This window comes from Streptomyces sp. NPDC002868, from assembly GCF_055563295.1.
Window position 1 is genome coordinate 1 of sequence record NZ_JBVHDR010000025.1, and the last position, 19880, is coordinate 19880.

At 67.9% G+C, this 19880-nt stretch carries 14 protein-coding genes; 9 read left to right on the plus strand and 5 right to left on the minus strand.

Annotated elements, in window-relative coordinates; all coding sequences use genetic code 11:
* Window positions 1–371: 371 nt before the first annotated feature.
* Together ACZ3H8_RS36795 and ACZ3H8_RS36800 are read right to left on the minus strand one after the other, a co-directional pair.
* Window positions 372–1028 (minus strand): hypothetical protein, encoded by a 657-nt coding sequence (locus ACZ3H8_RS36795; protein WP_467409227.1) that lies wholly within the window; start codon window positions 1026–1028, stop codon window positions 372–374.
* Window positions 974–1831, minus strand: coding sequence for an SGNH/GDSL hydrolase family protein (locus tag ACZ3H8_RS36800; protein ID WP_467409229.1), 858 nt, complete (start codon window positions 1829–1831; stop codon window positions 974–976). Before ACZ3H8_RS36800 ends, ACZ3H8_RS36795 begins: the two co-directional genes overlap by 55 nt.
* A 273-nt stretch (window positions 1832–2104) precedes the next feature.
* On the opposite strand from ACZ3H8_RS36800, the gene ACZ3H8_RS36805 reads away from it, so the two are divergent.
* The 9 genes from ACZ3H8_RS36805 (at window position 2105) to ACZ3H8_RS36845 (ending at window position 15816) form a co-directional block, all read left to right on the plus strand.
* Window positions 2105–3196, plus strand: coding sequence for a LacI family DNA-binding transcriptional regulator (locus tag ACZ3H8_RS36805; protein ID WP_467409230.1), 1092 nt, complete (start codon window positions 2105–2107; stop codon window positions 3194–3196).
* Window positions 3197–3424: 228 nt separating this feature from the next.
* Window positions 3425–4669, plus strand: a complete 1245-nt coding sequence (locus tag ACZ3H8_RS36810) for a sugar ABC transporter substrate-binding protein (protein WP_467409233.1) — start codon at window positions 3425–3427, stop codon at window positions 4667–4669.
* A 5-nt stretch (window positions 4670–4674) separates the two neighbouring features.
* Window positions 4675–5643 carry a carbohydrate ABC transporter permease gene (locus tag ACZ3H8_RS36815; protein WP_467409235.1) on the plus strand — a complete coding sequence of 323 codons (969 nt, stop codon included), beginning with the start codon at window positions 4675–4677 and terminating at the stop codon, window positions 5641–5643.
* A complete protein-coding gene (locus ACZ3H8_RS36820; RefSeq protein ID WP_356231174.1) occupies window positions 5640–6464 on the plus strand; it encodes a carbohydrate ABC transporter permease in 825 nt (274 codons plus the stop codon). The genes ACZ3H8_RS36815 and ACZ3H8_RS36820 overlap by 4 nt, the downstream gene beginning before the upstream one ends.
* Window positions 6465–6508: 44 nt before the next feature.
* Entirely contained in the window at window positions 6509–7903 is a 1395-nt protein-coding gene (locus tag ACZ3H8_RS36825; protein ID WP_467409286.1) for a glucoamylase family protein, read from the plus strand.
* A gap of 71 nt (window positions 7904–7974) precedes the next feature.
* Window positions 7975–9831, plus strand: a complete 1857-nt coding sequence (locus ACZ3H8_RS36830) for a GH39 family glycosyl hydrolase (protein WP_467409237.1) — start codon at window positions 7975–7977, stop codon at window positions 9829–9831.
* 491 nt (window positions 9832–10322) lie between these two features.
* Window positions 10323–11186: a hypothetical protein gene (locus ACZ3H8_RS36835; protein WP_467409238.1), complete on the plus strand. Its 864-nt coding sequence runs from the start codon at window positions 10323–10325 to the stop codon at window positions 11184–11186.
* 74 nt (window positions 11187–11260) lie between these two features.
* A complete protein-coding gene (locus ACZ3H8_RS36840) occupies window positions 11261–12787 on the plus strand; it encodes an amino acid permease (RefSeq protein WP_467409240.1) in 1527 nt (508 codons plus the stop codon).
* A 398-nt stretch (window positions 12788–13185) separates the two neighbouring features.
* On the plus strand, window positions 13186–15816 hold the full coding sequence (locus ACZ3H8_RS36845) for a SpoIIE family protein phosphatase (RefSeq protein ID WP_467409243.1): 2631 nt from the start codon (window positions 13186–13188) through the stop codon (window positions 15814–15816).
* 187 nt (window positions 15817–16003) lie between these two features.
* On the opposite strand, the gene ACZ3H8_RS36850 is transcribed toward ACZ3H8_RS36845, so the two are convergent.
* The 3 genes from ACZ3H8_RS36850 to ACZ3H8_RS36860 form a co-directional block, all read right to left on the minus strand.
* Window positions 16004–17608 carry a solute symporter family protein gene (locus ACZ3H8_RS36850; RefSeq protein WP_467409245.1) on the minus strand — a complete coding sequence of 535 codons (1605 nt, stop codon included), beginning with the start codon at window positions 17606–17608 and terminating at the stop codon, window positions 16004–16006.
* Window positions 17605–18309, minus strand: coding sequence for a DUF485 domain-containing protein (locus tag ACZ3H8_RS36855; protein WP_467409248.1), 705 nt, complete (start codon window positions 18307–18309; stop codon window positions 17605–17607). Before ACZ3H8_RS36855 ends, ACZ3H8_RS36850 begins: the two co-directional genes overlap by 4 nt.
* A gap of 465 nt (window positions 18310–18774) precedes the next feature.
* Entirely contained in the window at window positions 18775–19746 is a 972-nt protein-coding gene (locus ACZ3H8_RS36860; RefSeq protein WP_467409250.1) for a hypothetical protein, read from the minus strand.
* Between the last annotated feature and the right edge of the window lie 134 nt (window positions 19747–19880).

Here is a 19880-nt window from a genome sequence, read left to right on the forward strand (position 1 = left end):
GGCGCAACAGCGACGAGCGGTGCATCACCCGCCCCAACCGGTGGCACGGCATCTTGATGTAGTCGGGCTCAGTGATCCAAACGAAACTGCCTAGCGGTGAGTGCGGGGTCCGCCATGGGCAGCCGTTGGCTGACCGTTCCCGGCTCGGGCATGAACTGCTGCAGCTTGAGGATCACCGTGCCGTTCCTCCGGTCGAAGCGCCGGAAGACATCGACCGCGTATTCGGCGATTCGTGCATGTACGGAAGAAGGAAGACGACCCTGAGGGAATCCGGGGCCTTGCCTGTCGCCCGGTACGGTCCGCAGAGCGGGATCGACTTCCTTATGTCTTCGATCTTGCGAAGAAGTCGTGACATGTCTTTTCCGCCCGCCTCAGATACATGCTTCGGGCACGGGATCGGGCACCGGTTCGGGGACTGGCTCCCCCACACCGGGGTCCGCCGGCGGGGGCTCAGGCACGGGCTCTCCAACACCGGGGTCCGCCGGCGGGGGCTCAGGGACTGGCTCTCCCGCGCCGGGGTCCGCAGGCGGAGGCTCCGGAACGGGATCTCCGGCACCCGGGTCAGTCGGCGGGGGCTCCGGAGCGGGCTCGTACGGGGGCCAGTCCATTGGGGCGTTGACCGTCGGCGGGGTGTTGATGGCGGGCAGCGGCATGGGGTCGGGCGCGGGCGGTCCGACGAGGCCCTGGGTGCCCAGTTCATGGATGACGGCGTGATTCACCGTCGGGGTCAGGACGTTGGCGATGAGCGCTTGGCCGAGGTCGTTTGGGTGGTACGAGCCCTGGGGGTTGAGGAGGTCGATGCCGTTGAGCCCTTCCTGCGGCATGAAGAGCTCATGACCGGCCAGGGCCTGGGTCACGTTGGCGTACAAGAAGTTGGCACCGGACGCGTCGGCGGCCAGTTGAGTGGCCTGCTGATTCAGGGAGCTGATCGTCGTCCCGAACTCGTTGGCGAGCTGGGCCTCGCGGCTGCTGATCAGCGCCTCACTTGTCGGGGACGGTGAGCCGTTGGGGACCTGGTTCGGCAGCACCTGGGGGTAACCCAGCGTAACGATGGTGCCCCCCCCTCGGCCATCCGGGAGGCGATGTCCCGGTAGACCTCGGTCTGCGCGTTGAGGTACGTCCCGTCCTGAAGAGGCGTCAGGTAGTTGGGGTACGCCGCCTCAGTCGTCGACTCCCTGGAAGTGATCACGGTGCGGGCCAGGTCGCCGAAGCCGGCGTCGTTCCCGCCGATGCCGACGATGACGATGTCGGCGCCATTGACCGCGTCTATTTGCGGCGAGTGCTCGAACTCGGTACCTGGCCGGGTTGTTTGGTACAGCGATTCGCGGGTTGCCCCGGAAACTGGCACGAACGTGACGTCGAAGGTGACGTTGGGGTTGTTCTTCGCGATCTGGCTGAGGGCTTGGAGTGTGGGCGCCGACGCCGACTGGTGAGCCGGGTCGATGGTGTTGATGATGGCGCTGCCGCCGGCTCCGGTGACTTGCACGGTGCGGTATGTCCCCGCCGAGGCGCCCTCGCCGCTGGTGTACGAGTCGCCGATCACGGTGACGCGTATGTGGCCTGGACTGCCGGCGCCATCGGCATGGGCCGTGCCGGCCAGCGAGCCGAGCAGGGCCGAGGCGCTGAGCGCCTGGCCGCCCACGATGGAGGCACGCCGGGCCACGACGCCACGGCGCGACGGTCTGGCGTGCCGCCCTTGATGCTTGCCCACTGAAATGCCTCTCTGGTACTGGTCAGACACTGGCTGCCCATACGGCGATGCGTTCGGGGGGACGGTGGCACCGCCGTACGGGCGGATATCGATCATGCGTTCTGTGCGGGCGCCCAGCATCGGGGATCACCCCACATTTGCGCCGATGACGTTTGTGGCTGCACGCGCGGAAACAGCGCGAAGCCCCTGGTGGACGCGGCTCGCGTGGTCGGTTCCAAGTCGCTGTGCAAGCAGGTGGGTTCGGCGCCGCTCGGCGCAGCGTTCAAAGGGCTCATGCGGACCGAGTGCGTAGCCCCGTCCGGGTCCGCGACGGCCAAGCGAAGGATCAAGGCCCGGATGCGCCGTTCTTGCTCATGTGCTACAGGGGCGCTAGCTTGATCCTCGGGACGGTGAATGCGCTTACACCCTGGTGTGCAAGCGAGAGTGGATGGTTTTTCGGTGAGTGTGCCCACGGTGTATGACGTTGCCGAGCGAGCGGGCGTCTCGATCGCGACAGTCTCCCGTGTCTACCGCAATCCGGATGCTGTACGCGCCCAGACCCGGGACCGCGTCCTGGGGGCGGCTCGCGACCTGGGTTACGTGCCGAGCGGAAGCGCCCGCGGCCTCGCCAGCCGCTCCACCGGAGTGCTGGGCCTGTGCTTCCCCGACTACGCCGACCCAGAGGCAGAGAACGCGCAGGACGACGACGTCGAGGCGATGCTGTACTCCGACGAGATCATCCGAGGCATGGAGCGGGCGGCGCGTCGGCACGGCTATGCACTGCTCATTGCGGCGTCGCTCAGCGGAGGTCCAGAGGGTTTGGTGGCGAAGGTCGCGGGCCTGGTCGACGGCTTCGCCGTGCTGGCCGGGACGGTTCCCGCCGAGGATTTGGAGGTCATCTCGCGGCGGATGCCGGTGGTGATGCTCGCCGGGCCACGCGAGATCGACCACTTCGACCACATCGAGGTGGCCAACTTCGACGGCCAGGCGGAGCTGACGCGGCACTTGGTGAAGGACCACGGCCTGACCCGGCTGGCGTTCATCGGCGGCATGGCCGACTCTCCGGACGCCGAGGCCCGCTTCCAGGGCTATCGCGCAGCCTGCCGCGAAGCGGGCCTGCCGGTGCCCGGCCTGCCCGATGTGCGAGGCAAGCTGACCCAGACCGAGGGGCGACTGGCGGTCGAACGGCTGCTGGAGCGGGGCGGCCGGCCACCGCAAGCCATGCTGTTCGCCAACGACCAGATGGCCGTGGGAGGCCTGCATGCCCTGGAACGGCTCGGCCTGCGGGTGCCGGACGACGTGGTGGTCACCGGCTTCGACGGGATCCCGCTGGGCCGGACGATCCGGCCGGCGCTGACCACCGTGCGACAGCCGATGCGTCGGCTCGGCGAGGAGGCGGTGGAGCTGCTGCTCAAACGGTTGCGCACGCCGGACCGGGCGCCCGAGTCGGTGATCCTTCCGGTGACGCTGACCCGGCGCGCCAGTTGCGGCTGCAACGTGGCCTGAGCCACGTCCTTTACCTCTCACCTCTTGCCTATTGCCCCTTGCCTCAGGGGTCCCCTTTCGGGTCCCTTTCGGTGTGCGTCGCACAGTGGAATCTGACATTCCAGGCAGAGTCCCCGTTATCAAAGCTTGATATTCGCGCCTCTTGCGGGGCTGAGCGGCCTGCCCCCAAGGTCTTGTATGCGCTTACAGGCAGCGCATACATTTTTGCCGGACTCAAGGAGGAGTCCCATGCACCGCACCACTAAGGTCGCCGCCGGGGTCAATGCGCTCCTGGCGTTGTTCACCATCACCGCCTGCGGCAGCGATTCCGGGGGTGCCGGCACCAAGGCCGATGCCAAGCAGACGCTGACGGTGTGGGCGATGGGCACGGAAGGGCAGAAGCTCGCGGATGTCGCCAAGGCTTACGAGAAGCAACATCCCAAAATCACCATCAAGGTGACCCCCATCGGCTGGGACACCGTCCACCAGAAACTGGTCGCCGCGGCCGCGGCCGGGACGCTGCCCGACATGGCGCAGATGGGCTCGACCTTCATGGGCGAGTTCGCGGGCATGGGCGTGCTGGAGCCGGTCGACGAGACCACCTTCAGGAAGGACGACTTCTTCCCGGCCGCGTGGAACGGCAACGTCGTCGACGGCAAGACCTACGGCGTCCCGTGGTACGTCGACACCCGGGTGCTCTACTACCGCACCGACCTTGCCCAACAGGCCGGGGTCACCGAAGCTCCCAGCACCTGGAGTGACCTGCAGGGTCTGGCGGCGGGCTACCAGAGGGCCGCGAAGACCAAATGGGGCATCTCACTGCAGCCAAGCGGCCTGGACACTTGGCAGAACTGGCTGCCGTTCCTGTACTCGGCAGGCGGTGACCTGGTGAAGAACGGCAAGCCGACGCTCGACACCCCTGAATCGGTACGGTCGTTGACCGAATACCGCGCCTACTTCGACAAGGGCCTCGCCAAGAAGAGCGTTGCGCCCGGCTACGACGTGGTGAAGGATTTCGGCAACGGCTCGGTGCCGATGTTCTTCTCCGGACCCTGGCAGATCACCAACATCAATACCCAGTTCCCCGCGTTGAAGGGCAAGTGGCAGGCCGTCGCCGTCCCCGGCGACAAGACCAGCGCTTCCTTCGCGGGCGGCTCCAGCCTCGTCACCTTCAACAAGAGCCCGCACAAGGCGGCGGCCACCGAGTTCCAGAAGTACCTGACGTCCGCCCGGCAGCAGGCCGACTGGTTCACCATGACCAGCGATCTGCCCGCGAACAAGGCTGCTTGGCAGCAGGCGCCGCTCGTCTCGGACGCCGCCCTGAAGGTGTTCGGCAACCAGATGGCGACCGCCAAGGCAGTGCCGCCGCTCGCCAAGTGGGCAGAGTTCGGCGCGCAGTTGGACTCCGCGATCGAGAGCGTCACCCAAGGCAAAGCCAGCCCCGCGGAGGCCGCGAAGAAGATGCAGTCCGCGACCGAGGGTCTTGTGGGCTGACAGAGATGGGCGCCACCACTGACACTCCGATCGAGGCCGGCGCTGCGCCGGGCCGTCCGGCGAGCTTCGTAGCCGACCGGCCCCGGCGCTCGAGGACGGGTGTGCAGCATCTCGCCGGATGGCTGTTCTCCACTCCCTTCCTGGCAGTGTTCGGCACCTTCATGGCGCTGCCGATCCTCGCCACGCTCGTGATGAGCTTCACCGACTTCGGCCTCGGCAATGTGACCGATCCGTTCTCCGCGAAGTTCATCGGCTTCGGCAACTACACGAGGCTGTTCCATGACGCCACGTTCGTCGAGGCTCTGCTGAACACCGCGTACTTCGTCGTGGTCGGCGTACCGCTCACCATCGCGCTGGGCATGGCAGCGGCGGTCCTGCTGAACTCGGGGGTGGACCGGGCACGCACGTTTTTCCGGGTCGGCTTCTACGCGCCGGTGGTCACCAGCATCGTCGCGGTGGCGGTGGTGTGGCGGTTCGTCCTCGATCCGTCCGACGGCCTCATCGCCGGTGTCGCCTCCGAAGTCGGGCTGGCCGCGCCGGACTTCCTCGGCAGCGAGACGCTCGCGATGCCCTCCCTGATCGCGCTGGCGGTGTGGCGGAATCTCGGCACCGTGATGGTGCTGTTCCTCGCCGGCCTGCAGGCCATCCCGGGCGAAGTGCGGGAGGCGGCCCGGCTGGACGGCGCCGGAGCATGGGACGAGTTCCGCCGTATCACCGTGCCGTTGCTGCGCCCCACCACGCTGTACGCCACGGTCATCACCACCATCGGATATCTCAATGTCTTCGAGGAGCCGTTCGTGATGACGCAGGGCGGACCCTCCAACAGCACCATGACGGTGTCTCTGGACATGTACCGGGAGGGCTTCAACTTCTTCCACATGGGCTACGCGAGCGCGATGGCCTATGTGCTCTTGGTCGTGATCATGGCCATCACGATGCTTCAGCTCCGCCTGTTGAAGGACAACACCACATGAGCCGCGCGCGCAAGACACTCACCCTGGCCGTACTGTGCACGGCTCTGGTCGTGATGGCCGCGCCCTTCGTGTGGATGACGCTGTCCGCGTTCAAGACCAAGCCGGAACTGGCTGCCTCACCGCCGGTGTGGATCCCCACCGAGTGGACCCTCACCAACTTCCGGGACCTGCTCGACCGCCTCGACCTGCCGCGCTACTTCCTGAACTCGACACTGGTGGCGACCTTGGTCACCGTCTGCAATCTGGTCTTCTGCTCGATGCTCGGCTATGCGCTGGCGAAGCTGAACTTCGCCGGCCGCAAGCAGCTGTTCGGGCTGGTCCTGGGTGCGCTGATGGTGCCTGGCAATCTGATGCTGCTCCCGCTGTTCGTACTGATGAGCAAGCTGCAGCTGCTCAATTCGTACGCGGGCCTGGTGCTGCCGTTCGCCGCAGGCGCGTTCGGGGTGTTCCTGATGCGGCAGTTCATGATGTCTGTGCCGGACGAGCTGCTGGAGGCGGCCCGCCTCGACGGGGCGGGGGAGTGGTACATCTTCTGGCGGATCGTGATGCCGCTGGTCAAGCCCGCGCTCGCGACGCTGTCGATCCTGACGTTCCTGGCGTCCTGGAACAACTTCGTGTGGCCGTTGATCGCCACCAACGATCCCGGCAAATACACCCTGCCCGTCGCGCTGGCCACGTTCGCCACCGACCCGAACCAGGCGGGCGGTTCCAACGGGATGCTGATGGCCGGGTCCTTCCTGGTCATTCTCCCTGTCTTGTTCGTTTTCATCGTTCTCCAGCGCTACTTCACCCAGGGCATCGCGACCGCCGGCATGAAGTAGGCCGCGTTGCGAGCAAGCCCGCCAGCCATCGAGGAGCACTCATGATGGACCGTCGTACCTTCCTGTCCGCGAGCGCGGGCGCGGCCGCAGTTGTCGGCCTCGGCGTGGGCCCGGCCACCGCCGCCGAGCGTTCCGACGACGCCCTGCTGTACCGCTGGTTCCAGACCACCTACCGTTCGATGGAGGCGCTTACCACGCCGCTCGGCCTGCCCGCCGACACCCTTGACCTCAGCGGCCGTACCCCAGTCCGCTCCAGCAACACATCCCCGACCAACATCGGCTGCCTGCTGTGGTCCACCGTGGCCGCGCGCGGTCTCGGGGTGATCGGCCGGACCGAAGCAGCCCGCCGGATCGCCCGTACCGTGCGCGCCGTCGAAGGCCTGGAACGGGCGCACGGCTTCTGGTTCAACTGGTACGACCCCGCGACCGGAGCCATTCTCACCAGCTGGCCGGGCACCGGTGCACCCGTACGCCCCTTCCTGTCAACGGTCGACAACGCCTGGCTGGTGACGGGTCTGAGGATCGCGGCGGACGCGGTGCCCGTGCTGCGCGGACCGATCGAGCGCCTACTTGCCGCCTGCGACTGGTCCTTCTTCTACACGCCGTATGACGCAGCCGACCCGGTCAAGGGCCCGGGCCAGCTGCTCGGCGGTTACTGGACGGACGACAACACAGTCACCGGATTTCATTACGGAGCGCTCAACACCGAGCCACGGATGGCCAGTTATCTCGGGCTGGCCGACGGCACCCTGCCGCCCGACCACTACTGGCACCTGTTCCGCACCTTGCCGCCACAGTACGGACAGGAGCAGGTCCCACAGGGCTCGAACCGCACGGTCGACGGCGTCGAGTACTTCGCCGGGCACTACACCTACCGTGGGCGCTCACTTGTCCCCTCCTGGGGCGGTTCGATGTTCGAGGCGCTGATGGTGCCGCTGTTCGTACCCGAGCCCGAATGGTCGCCGCGTGCGTGGGGAGTGACCCACTCCAGCTATGTCCGCAGCCAGATCGAGTTCGGCCTGGACGAGACAGGTACCGGGTTCTGGGGCCTGTCGCCCAGCAATGTCCCGGAGGGCGGCTACCTGGCGTACGGCGTTCCCTCTATCGGCATGACGACCGATCACTACGCCTCCACGGGGGCGATCACCCCGCACGCCTCGTTCCTCGCTCTCCCGTATGCCGAGTCCGAAGCCGTCGCCAACCTCCGGTCGCTGGCCGGTGAGTTCGGCGCGTACGACAAGACCTACGGTTTCCGCGACTCGGTCAACACCGCCACCGGCCGCGTCTCGGACTTCGTTCTCGCCCTGGACCAGGGGATGGTCCTCGCCGCCCTCGCACAGCGGCTGCGCCCGGGTCTGCTCCAACGGCCCTTCCGCAGCGGCGGGTTCGCTTCCCGCGTCCGTCCGCTGCTGGGCCGTGAGGACTTCCTGCTCGGCTGAGCCAACCCTCGATCCGCCCGGCCGCTTGTTCCCGGCAATTCCGCACACCCCGCACACGAAAGGCTGGTCCCGTGACCGACACCACGGACAAGTCCGCTGCTCGCTTCGACTGGGAGCAACGGATCGGCGTCCTCAGCGACCAGCGGTTGACCGGCATCGGCGCACTTCCCGCGCCGCGGGGCCTGACCGCTGACCACGGTGCTGGGCTCGTACGCCTCGACTGGCAGCCGGTGGAGGGCGCGCTCGGCTACCTGGTGCACCGCGCCGACCACGCCGACGGGCCGTTCCGGCCGCTGGACCACCTGGGCGGCGACGTCCTGGCCGTGCCGCATCCGCCGTACGCGGACACACTGGTCGAGCCAGGCCGCACCTATTGGTACAAGGTCGCGACGTGGAGTGACGAGGGCGCGGGAGCACTGTCCCAGACGGTGACCGGCACTCCCGCGGCGGGCGACGGGCGCCCGGCCGCCGTCACCGTCTCGGTCGACGCCGCTACTGAGCCCGTCCCCATGCCCGACGTGTGGCGGCGCATGATCGGCGCAGAGCACTTCTCACTGCTGGTCCGGGACGGGCCCGGCCCGGGCGGGTCGGATGTCGCGCAGGAGTACGGGCAGGCGCTGGGCATCGTCCGTGACGAGATCGGAGTTCGTTCGGTCCGGGCGCACGGCACCTTCCTGCCGGAGATGGTCACGGTCCGCACTGACGGGTCCTTCGACTTCTCCGGCCTGGACGAGGTCTACGACAGGTTCCTGGCCGGCGGTCTGCGGCCGGTTGTCGAACTCTCCTTCATGCCGACGGAGTTGGCCTCCGACCCGCAGTACACGGTCTTCGACTACAAGGCGCTGGTCTCCACCCCGAAGGACTGGGACCGCTGGGGCGACCTGTGCCGCGACCTCACCGTCCACCTGCGTGAGCGCTACGGACCGGACGAGGTCGCGACCTGGGAGTTCGAGGTCTGGAACGAGGCCAATCTTCAGGTCTTCTGGAACGGCACCCAGGACGACTACCACCGTCTCTACGAGGTCGCGGCGCGCGCGGTGAAGTCCGTCGACGAGCGGATCCGGGTCGGCGGCCCCTCATCGGCGGCCGCCGGCTGGGTCGGCGCACTGCTGGAGTACTGCCGCAAACGCGACGTGCCCGTCGACTTCGTGTCCACCCACACCTACGGCAACGCACCGCTCGACTTCCGGCCGCTCACCAAGTCCTTCGCCAAAGCCACCGACAAACCGGAACCGGAGATCCTGTGGACCGAGTGGGGCGTCACTCCGACCCATTTCCACCGGGTCAGCGACGCTGTCTTCGCCGCACCCTTTGTACTCCGGGGCATGAAGAGCGCCTTTGCCTCGACCGATTGCCTCTCCTACTGGGTCGCCTCCGACCAGTTCGAGGAACTCGGGTGGCCGCCCAAGCTGTTCCACGGCGGCTTCGGCCTGCTGACAGTCGGCAATTTGCGCAAGCCGCGCTTCTGGGCGCTCTACCTGCTGTCCCAGTTGACCGGGGGCCGGATCCCGGCCGTGGCGAGCGGGGACGGCGCCGAGGCGACGGTAGAGGCCCTGGCCACGCGTAGTGAGGACGGCATCACAGTGGACGTCCTGGTGTGGAACGGCACCCTGGATCAGTCGAAGATCGACGGGGCCACCGTACTGGACAGGTCGGTGACCATTTCAGTGTCCGGACTGCGCCCCGGCATGACCTACCAGGTGTCCTCATGGCGGGTGGATGAGACGCACGGCAACATCCAGCGCGTCTGGGACGGGTTCGGTGGTGGTGACTGGCCCGACGCCTCGCAGTGGGAGGCGCTGCACGCGGCCGACACCCTGCCGATCGAGCCGCTTGCGCAACTGACCGCCGACGCCGATGGCACGGCATCGGTCACGATCACCGTTCCGATGCCGGGCATACGGCTCCTGCGTCTGGCGGGGCGCTGAACTCCGGGGGCCGGGTGGACCTGACACCACCTGGCCCCCGGGACCGGCAACAGGCGGTTCCGGACCTCCAAATGCCGACGCACCGCGGCACCGCGCAGCCCGCGAGCACACGAAGGCGGACCGGATGATGTGTTACGACCAACCTTCCACCAACCTTGCTATGGCGCCTGAAGCCATTCCCCCGAGCAAGAACTGCGGGTCTCCTGTTACGAATGCGGCGCCCCGCCCCCTGGCCGTGCTCATCGACAGCCTGAGACTCAACCCCGTCGCCACCCCGGACGCCTACCCCCCGACCTCCAGCGCCGCGTCCTGGACACCCAACTCGCCGCACTCCTCCCCGGCCGAAGCCCCTGACAACTGACCAGAGTTCGCCGTTCGACCGCAGACGGGACCCCCCACCCTCAAGGTGCCTGATGTTCAGAAGACTTGGTCAATCTCCCTCCACAGCACTTGATACTCATCCGGCACGGGACGACGAGACGTTACGCCGTGTGTGCCAAGACACTGCGATGGGCCGCTGGGAAGCGGCTCGTGACCTGCTCCAAGCCACTGGCCAGGACTGGGACCGCCGGATCTTCCGGCTGCAGGTCCTCGCTCATGGCGCAGCCGGGCTGCGGTGGGCGGAAACCTGGGCCAACGCTGAACGGGCCAACCCGGATGCCCTTGTGATGCTCGCTTACGTCCAGGCCGTGCGCTCCCTCCTCGTCGGGCCGGAGCGTGGGCGGGAGCTGCTGGAGCAGGCATGGGCGACCTGTCAGGAGGCCGCCGACGCGTTGGAGAGCGATCCCTCCCCATGGGTGGTGCGGATAGTGCTGCTGCGCGTGCACTGCCCCGACCGGAAGACACTCATGGAGTTATGGAGGGAGGTACGCGCTCGCGACCCGTACAACCGGGAGGCCTATCACGAGCTGCTGACCTACGTCTTCCAGCGCCACCACGGCTCGAACGGAGAAATGCACAACTGGGCCCACGAGTTGGCCTCCTTGACGCCGCGCGGCACGCCCCTCGTGGTACTGCTCCTCGTCGCGCACGCCGAGAGCCACCGCATTCGGCTGGAACGGAACAGCCGGACGTACGGGCTGACCATCCACCCTTGGCTGGACTGCCCGGACATCGATCGAGTTCTGGACGGCTGGTGGCGCTACCGGGCTCCGCAGCCGCACGCGCACTTCATGGACGACGCCAACTATCTGGCACACGCCTTGTCGTACGCCAACCGTCACGAGGAAGCATTCGAGGTCTTCGAGGCCATCGGCCCGTATGCCGCACGCCTGCCCTGGGCTTACTGCGGAGACCCGGCACAGCTGTTCCTGCGCCATCGGGCCTGGGCCCAGAAGGCGATCGACCCTCGCTGAGCCCATGAACCGCCGCCCCGGGTCAAATCGCGGAATCCACGTATCCATCCCTGCCTGAAAGGAATCCTTCCCCCGTGCCCTTCGACATTCCCCCCGTCTCGGACGAGGAACGCCTGCGCCAGCTGGGCTATACCCAGGTACTTGCTCGCCGTATGTCCGGTTTCTCGAACTTCGCCGTGTCCTTCACCATCATCTCCATCCTGGCCGGATGCCTGACGCTGTACGGGTTCGGTATGAACACCGGCGGCCCCGCGATGATTATTTGGGGCTGGGTCGCCGTCGGCCTCATGACCCTCTTCGTCGGTCTGGCCATGGCGGAGGTGTGCTCGAGCTATCCCACCTCGGCCGGCCTCTACTTCTGGGCGCACAAACTGGCCCCGCCCCGTACGGCAGCCGCCTGGGCGTGGTTCACCGGCTGGTTCAACGTGCTCGGCCAGGTCGCAGTGACCGCCGGCATCGACTTCGGCGCCGCCTCCTTCCTCAACGCCTATCTGGACCTGCAGTTCGACTTCGCGGCCACCCCGGGGCACACCATGATGCTTTTCGCCGCGATCCTGGCTCTGCACGGGCTGATCAACACTTTCGGCGTGCGCCTGGTGGCCATCCTCAACAGCGTGAGTGTGTGGTGGCACATCACCGGTGTCCTCGTCATCGTCGGCGCGCTCGCGCTCATCCCCGAAAAACACCAGTCCGCGGACTTCGTGTTCGGGGGCTTCGTGAACAACACGGGCTGGTCTTCCACTTTCTACGTCGGCATGCTCTCCCTGCTGATGGCTCAGTACACCTTCACCGGCTACGACGCGAGCGCCCATATGACGGAGGAGACCAACAACGCCGCCGTGGCCGGGCCGCGGGGCATCATCCGCTCCATCTGGATCTCCTGGGTCGTCGGCTTCGTGCTCCTGGTCGGGCTGACCTTCGCGATCCAGGACTACGATGCGGCGCTGGGCAGCTCCACCGGCGTCCCGCCTGCCCAGATCTTCATGGACGCCGTCCGCGTGGCCGGCGGCAAGATCCTGCTGCTTATAGCCATCGGCGCCCAGCTGTTCTGCGGCATGGCCTCCGTCACCGCGAACAGCCGGATGATCTATGCCTTCTCCCGAGACGGGGCGCTGCCCTTCTCCCGCGTCTGGCAACGCGTCAACCCCAACACGCGTACCCCCACCAACGCGGTCTGGCTCGCCGCACTCGGTGCCCTGGTCCTCGGCCTGCCCTACCTGATCAACGTCACCGCCTACGCCGCCGTTACCTCGATCGCGGTGATCGGCCTGTACATCGCCTACGTCATCCCCACATTCCTGCGCTTGCGCAAGGGGGAGGGCTTTGAACGCGGACCGTGGCACCTGGGCCGGGCCAGCCGCCTCATCGGCACCATCGCGGTGATGTGGGTCGGCTTCATCACAGTCCTGTTCATGCTCCCGCAGGTCAGTCCTGTGACGATGGAGACCTTCAACTACGCCCCGATCGCAGTCCTCGTCGTGCTCGGCTTCGCCGCCGCCTGGTGGCTGGTCTCGGCCCGTAAGTGGTTCCTCAACCCCGAGGGGGACCGCGGGCGTCGCGCCCGCCACGCCATCGGTGTCCGCCTGGATTCGGTTGACTGACAGGTGCGCAGGTATGAGGCAGGTGCTCGACGCCCTCGATCCGGCCACAAGCTGATCGCGTGGCCGCGCAGAGGCGGGGGTCTGCCGACGAGACTCAGCTGCTGTCTGCTCCGCCCTGGCTCTCGTCCGGATTTCCTGCAGAAGCCGCGGCAACCTTGCGTAAACGAGCACCAACAGTCGGGGATGACCGTCACCGAGCGCGGGCTTCCACGGTGGGCTGTCGCCGTGCGGGCTGGTCAGGGCGCGGGCTTGCCAGTCGATGCACCTGTCACATGCCGTGTTCCCGTCGAAAGTAGTACAAAGGATCTATGAGTGGGTTTTTCCGGCGAAGGCGATTTTTGCCGGATTCCCTGTCCAGCGACGAGTCCGTGCGCAGTCGGCAGAGGCGGCCGCGTTCGATGCTGAGCGGGCGCAGTGTCGTCGGCCAGATGTTTGTGCTGCAGGTTGTGGTCGTGCTGCTGCTTGCTCTCGGTGCTGTTGTCGTGCTGGTACTGGACGCCCAGCGGGACAGCCGGCGGGAGGCTGCAGATCGCTCACTCGTCGTTGCGGAGAGCTTTGCCAACTCCCCGGGCATTGTGGCGGCCCTGCATTCCCCCGATCCTTCCGCTGTGCTGCAGCCGCGGGCCGAAGAGGCCAGGGAGCGCTCCGGCGTCGACTTCATCGTTGTCATGACTCGGGACGGAATCCGCTACACCCATCCCGTGCCGGACCGCATCGGTAAACACTTCATCGGCACCATCGCGCCTGCCCAGGCCGGCGGGACGGTCATGGAGACCTACGAAGGAACGCTCGGGCCCTCCGTTCGCGCTGTGGTTCCCGTCAAGGGGCCCACTGGCTCAGTGGAGGGCCTGGTGGCTGCCGGGATCACGATGGAGAAGATCGGCGGCGTGGTGACACAGCAGCTGCCGGTCGTGCTGGGCGCTGCGGCTGCCGCGGTGGCCGTCACCACAGGCGGGGCGGCGCTGCTCAGCAGACGACTGTGGCGTCAGACCCACGGCCTCGGCCCCAGTGAGATCACGCGGATGTACGAGCACCACGACGCGGTCCTGCACTCGGTGAAGGAAGGCGTCCTGATCGTCGACCAGGATGGCCGGCTGGTGCTCGCCAACGATGAGGCGCAGCGCCTGCTCGATCTCGTCCCCGATTCCCAGGGCCGACATGTGGGCGAGCTCGGCCTCGGCTCGCTCACTACCGAGCTCCTGGCGTCGGGCCGTGAGGCCACCGACGAGGTGCACCCGGCGGGGAGCCGACTGCTTGTCGTGAACCAACGTCCGATCGACCGGTACGGAGGTACCCCGGGCAGCGTCGCGACACTCCGGGACTCGACCGAGCTTCAGGCGCTGTCCGGCACAGTGGAGGCTGCGCGGAGCCGCCTCAAAGTGCTGTACGACGCCAGTGTGAGCATCGGTACCACCCTCGAGGTGACCCGGACCGCCGAGGAGCTGGCCGAGGCGGCGGTACCGCAGTTCGCCGACTTCGTCACTGTGGACCTGGCAGAGTCTGTGCTGCTCGGCGAGGAGCCGGGGGGTACGAAGCCGGAGCTGCGCCGTACTGCCACCACCGGTATCCGGGACGATCATCCGCTCTACCCCAGGAACGAACTGATCAGGTTTGTCTCCTCCACGCCGCAGGTGAGGGGCCTGACCATCGGGCGGGCGGTTGTCGAACCCGAACTGCGCAGTGCCCCCGGGTGGCAGGCTCAGGACCCCAAGCGCGCGCAGCAGATCCTCGATTACGGAATCCACTCCCTCATCACGGCCCCGCTTACCGCCCGAGGCGTGGTCCTCGGAGTGGCGAGCTTCTGGCGCTCGCAGAAGCCCGAGCCCTTCGAGGCGGACGACCTGTCCCTGGCCGAGGAGCTGGTCGCCCGCGCCGCGGTCTGCATCGACAACGCCCGCCGCTACACGCGGGAACACGCCATGGCGGTGACGCTGCAGCGCAGCCTGCTGCCGCGCGGCCTGCCCGAGCAGAACGGCCTCGAGGTCGCCTACCGCTACCTGCCCGCACAGGCCGGGGTCGGCGGCGACTGGTTCGACGTCATCCCCCTGCCGGGCGCGCGAGTCGCGCTGGTGGTGGGCGATGTGGTCGGCCAAGGGCTGCATGCTGCCGCGACCATGGGCCGTCTGCGCACCGCAGTCCTTAATTTCTCCGCTCTGGACCTGCCGCCCGATGAGCTTCTCGCGCGTCTCGACGAACTGGCCGCCCTCATCGATCGCGGTGAACCGACGGGGGAAAGCACTGACGAGATCACCGGGGCCACCTGCCTGTACGCCATCTACGACCCGATCGAGGGACGCTGCACCATGGCGCGGGCCGGCCATCCCCTGCCTGCGCTCGTCCGCCCTGACGGCACCGTCGAGTTTCTCGAGCTGCCCGCCGGTCCACCGCTCGGCCTGGGCGGTCTGCCCTTCGAGGCGGCCGAGCTGGAGCTGCCCGAAGGCAGCAAGCTGGTCCTCTACACGGACGGCCTCATCTGGAACCGGGAGCGGGACATCGGCAGCTGCCTCGAAGTCCTGAGCAGCACCCTGGGCAGCTTCGACGGAGGGCCGGAGGAGACGTGCGGCGCGGTGATGAAGGCCCTGCTGCCCTCTCGCCCGAGCGACGACATCGCCCTTCTTGTCGCCTCGACCCGCGTACTGCCGAGGGAACACGTCGCGCGCTGGGACGTGCCGCGCGACCCCGCGGCCGTGGGACATATGCGTGCTGTCGTCGCCAGTCAGCTGGCCGAGTGGGACCTGGAGGAAACCGGCTTCATCACCGAGCTGATCCTCAGCGAGCTGATCACCAATGCCATCCGCTACGCCACCGGTCCGATCGGCGTGCGGCTGATCCTCGACCGGGAGCTGACCTGCGAGGTGTCCGACGGCAGCAGCACCGCGCCCCATCTGCGCTACGCGGCCGCCACGGACGAGGGCGGGCGGGGCCTGTTCCTCGTCGCCCAGTGCGCCGACCGCTGGGGCACCCGATACACCCCCGAAGGCAAGGTCATCTGGGCCGAACAACCGCTTCCCGACCGGACAATGGACTGAATGGCCCCGCACCGGGTGCGCATCAACACCATCGTGCCGGGGCGCCCTGTCGTACGCCCTGACGATGTCTCTACGCTGCCCGGGTGCTGTCGTATGACCAACTGACCCCGCCAGAGCGCGATGGCAGCCGACTGGGTGCTGTGACGACGGCGGTGGTCGCGGGCGTCACACGTCAGCTCAGCCCGCCTCAACCGCCGCGACGCCCGGTGCCCGTGCCGGTGAGAACACGGATCTCGGTCTCCGTGTAGTCCGCGCCGCCCGGCTGACGCCGGTCGAGGACCGAGCCGACCCAGCCGAGCAGGAATCCCACAGGAATGGAGATGAGACCGGGGTTTCTCAGGGGGAACACCGCGAAGTCCGCGCCGGGCAACAGCGCCGTCGGGTTCCCCGAGACCGCCGGGGACAGCGTCGTCAACAGCACAGCGACAAGCAGACCGCCGAACATGCTCCAGACCGCTCCCTTGGTCGTGAAGCCCTTCCACCACAGGTTGAACAGCAGCGCGGGCAGGATCGCGGAGGCCGCGATGGCGAAGGCGAGACTGACCAGGAAGGCGATGTTGAGATGCTGAGCCATCATCGACAAGGCGATCGCCGCCACACCGATCAGCCCCACGCCCAGCCGCGCCACGACAAGTTCGCTCTTCTCCGACGCGGTGCCCCGCATGATCGTCGCGCCGTAGATGTCATGCGCCAGGGACGCCGCCGCGGTAAGCGTGAGAGCCGCGACGACGGCCACGATCGTGACGAAGGCGGCACAGGAGACCATGGTGAGCAGGAACGACCCGCCCAGGTGCTCCGCCAGCAGGAGCACGGCCGTGTTGCCGGAGGGAGTGTCTGCGGCGATGGCCTTCGAGCCGACCAGTGCCGCGGCGCCCAGGCCCGTCAGCACCTCGGTCAGAGTGAAGAAGATGACCAGGCAGGCCGCCCACGCGGCCGACTTGCGGGCTCTGCGTCCGCTGGAGACCGTTCCGATTCGCATCAGGACATGCGGCAGGCCGGCAGCACCGAGCACGAACGCCAGTTGCAGGCTGAGGGAGTCGATCTTGCTCGTGCGGTCGTCGAAGCGAATGCCGGGTTGCAGGAAGGCGTCACCGAAGCCGCTGTGACGGGCGGCCGCGTCCAGCAGGTCCGCCGGGCTCCAGCCGAATTCCGACAGCACCGCCAGCACGACGAAGAGACCTGCGCCGAGGAGGACTATGGCTTTGACGCTCTGCACCAAGGTCGCCGCCCGCATACCGCCGATGAAGACGTAGAGGACCATCAGAAAACCGAGGCCGGCCACAACGATCCGCTGGGCGCCCGGTCCGTCCATGCCCAGGACTGTCGCCGCGAGCGCTCCGGCGCCGACGAGCTGGGCGGTCAGATACAGCAGGCAGACGACCACGCTCGTGATGCCCGCCGCCAGATGCGCGGGCCGGGCGTGCAGCCGAAGGGCGAGAGAGTCGCCGATGGTGAACCGTGTGGTGCTGTGGAACGGCTCGGCGACCAGCAGCACCAGTACGGACCAGGCGACCATCGGAGCCAGCACGTAGGCAATGCCGTCGTAGCCGGTGAGCGCGATCAGGCCGGGATTGCCCAGCATCCCTGCCGCGGACATATAACTGCCGAAGATCGCCAGCCCGTTGACGAACGACGACAGCCGCCGCTGACCAAGGTAGAACTCGCTCAGTTCGTCCTCTCCGGAGGATGCCGCCCCGATCGAAAGGAGCAGCGTACAGACGACGCAGAGGACAAAGACAGTGAGAACGGGGAAGGCGCCGCCGGAACCGGAGAGCGCGAGGATGGTGTTCAACGGGGGCTCTCCAGGTGCGCGAAGGAGGCGCTGTGACGCTCGACCATGGGCTCCAGCGAGTTCCTCGCGTACCGTGCGTACCACACGACCGCCCAGCCGGTGATCACCAACTGCACCAGGACCAGGGTGAGTCCGATGTTCAGCGGCCCTGCCCAGGAGTACGCCATGAAACCGGGTGCCTCGTTGGCCAGGCAGACGTCGGCTATCTGGACGCCCAGGACCGCGGCGGTGACCTGGGCGGGGCGGCGGCGTGCGGCACGCAGTTCGCGCAGCGCCGTGGTCTGCCTGGGTCTGGGAAAGGCCCCGGGGTCCGCCTCATGGGACGGTGACACGTCCGCGGACGGCGCGTAGTCGAACGCGGGCGGCTCGGACAAGGCCGTGACCGGCTTTTCCCATGCTGTCGGCGTCGGCGTCGGCGAAGCGGCCAGGGGCCGGCCGTCGTCCCGGGCCAGGCGCGCGGCCATGCTCAGGGCCCATGATCTTCGTTCCGCCCGGACTTCGTGTTCGGCGGCATCGGCGCCGTGCACCGACCGCCGGTACAGGTCCAGGAGTGCGGCCGGTCGGTCGAAGGCCGCGTAGGCGCGGGAGATGGCTCGCCGCAACTCCGCGGCGGAGTAGAGGTGTTCATGGTCGAGAGCACTGAGAAAGAGCGCGGCAGCCGTGGGAGGGTCTTGATCGGGGAAGAGATCGCGGGAATCCATGAGTCGTCCTCGGCAGGAGTGGCGCGGATATGAAGAGCGCGTCGTACGCAGGCTTGTGGCCGCAGCGTTCTCCGGGGCCCGCAGATGGCGGGCCGACGTCAGTGGCGAGGACGCTCGACAAGGACTGAGACTGATACGGGCCGGACTCGCCTCGAAACCATCTGCTCAGTCCGCGGGCCGAGCCGTTCCGGGATCTTCCGGCGTCCTCGTCATCGGCGCCAACCGTGCCGCAGCGATCACTGGCCGACAAGGGCGCGAACAGCAACGATCCGAGGTACTTGCGTATGTTGCGTACCTTGCGCCGCGTGACAGCCGATTCCGGTACCTGCGCCCCCTACGGCACACCGACATCGCCCAGCACGACCTGAGTCCGCCGAAGGGCTTTTCCAACTGCTGATTCCGCGGCCCAACGCTGCGTAGGGGTTGTCCTCAGGCTGCGATCTCGGGCACTACGAGCAGGAAGCTTCAACTGCCCGTCTCCCGCGCGCTCCAGTAGAGAAATGTGCCAACCGGATCATGGTCCGGGTCCTGGACCTGGGCGAGGTCCCACGGGTACAGCGTCATATGGCGGCCGATGCGGCGGAAGGCCCGGGCCGCTTCGGGAAGGCGCTGGGTGCGGACCAGGGCGAACGCCAGGAGGTTGAGGTCGGCCATCGCCTGGGCGTGCGGCTGGGCGGGAGTGTCGAACCAGTGGGTCAGTGCGGTGTCGATCTCCTCGGCGACGCCGGGGCCGTGCCAGTGCGTGCCGGCGCCGAGGGCGTCCGGGCTGCCGGGGCGTAGGCGGTGGCCGTAGTGCTCTGTGCGGGCGGCGAGGGGGAGCAGGGCGAGGGGCGAGCCGTGCGGTGCGGTTTCCGCGACGCGTCCGGCAAACCCGGACATGCCGACGAGGGACCCGCATTCACGAGGGGAGATGTAGCGCAGGAGTTCGTGGTGCGCGCGGCGGTTCCAGGGATCTCGTACGGCGATCTCGTTCCAGACCGGCTTCGCATGCCGCACCGGTACGCGCATGGCGCGCAGCAGGGACAGCAGTGCGATCCAGGGGGTGGGGTCGGCCGGGCAGGCTTCGGCGGCGCGTATGCAGAGCTGTTCGGCGCGGGCGGCGGCTTCCCGGCCGTGCTCGGGGGCCCGGCCGGCCAGCACTTGGGCCTGGACGACCGCCGCGTCAGGCGAATCGGGGCGGACGGTGGCCCAGCGGTCGGCGACGGCCGGCGGCAGGGTCCGGGCGAGTACGGAGATCCGGTGCGTACGGCGGTCCCAGTCGTGGCCGGTCGCGCGGAGAAGATCGGCGACGGGCTGCCAGGCCGCGCCGGTGCGGTCGGCGCCGAGGCCGTGCAGCTGGTGGGAGGGGCGGATCTCGGCGAGGACGCGGCGCAGGTCGCGGTCGTCGAGTTCGGGGCTGATGCGGACCTGGCGGATCCGGCCTCGGCGTCGCAGCATCGGGGGTCCTGGAGGTGAGTGGGGTGGGGGGGGCGGGGGGGGGGGGCCCCCCCCCCCCCCCGCGGGGGGCGGCCCCGCGGGGGGGGGGGGGGGGTGTGTTTGGGGGGGGGGGGGTGTGGAAAAAAACCCCCCGG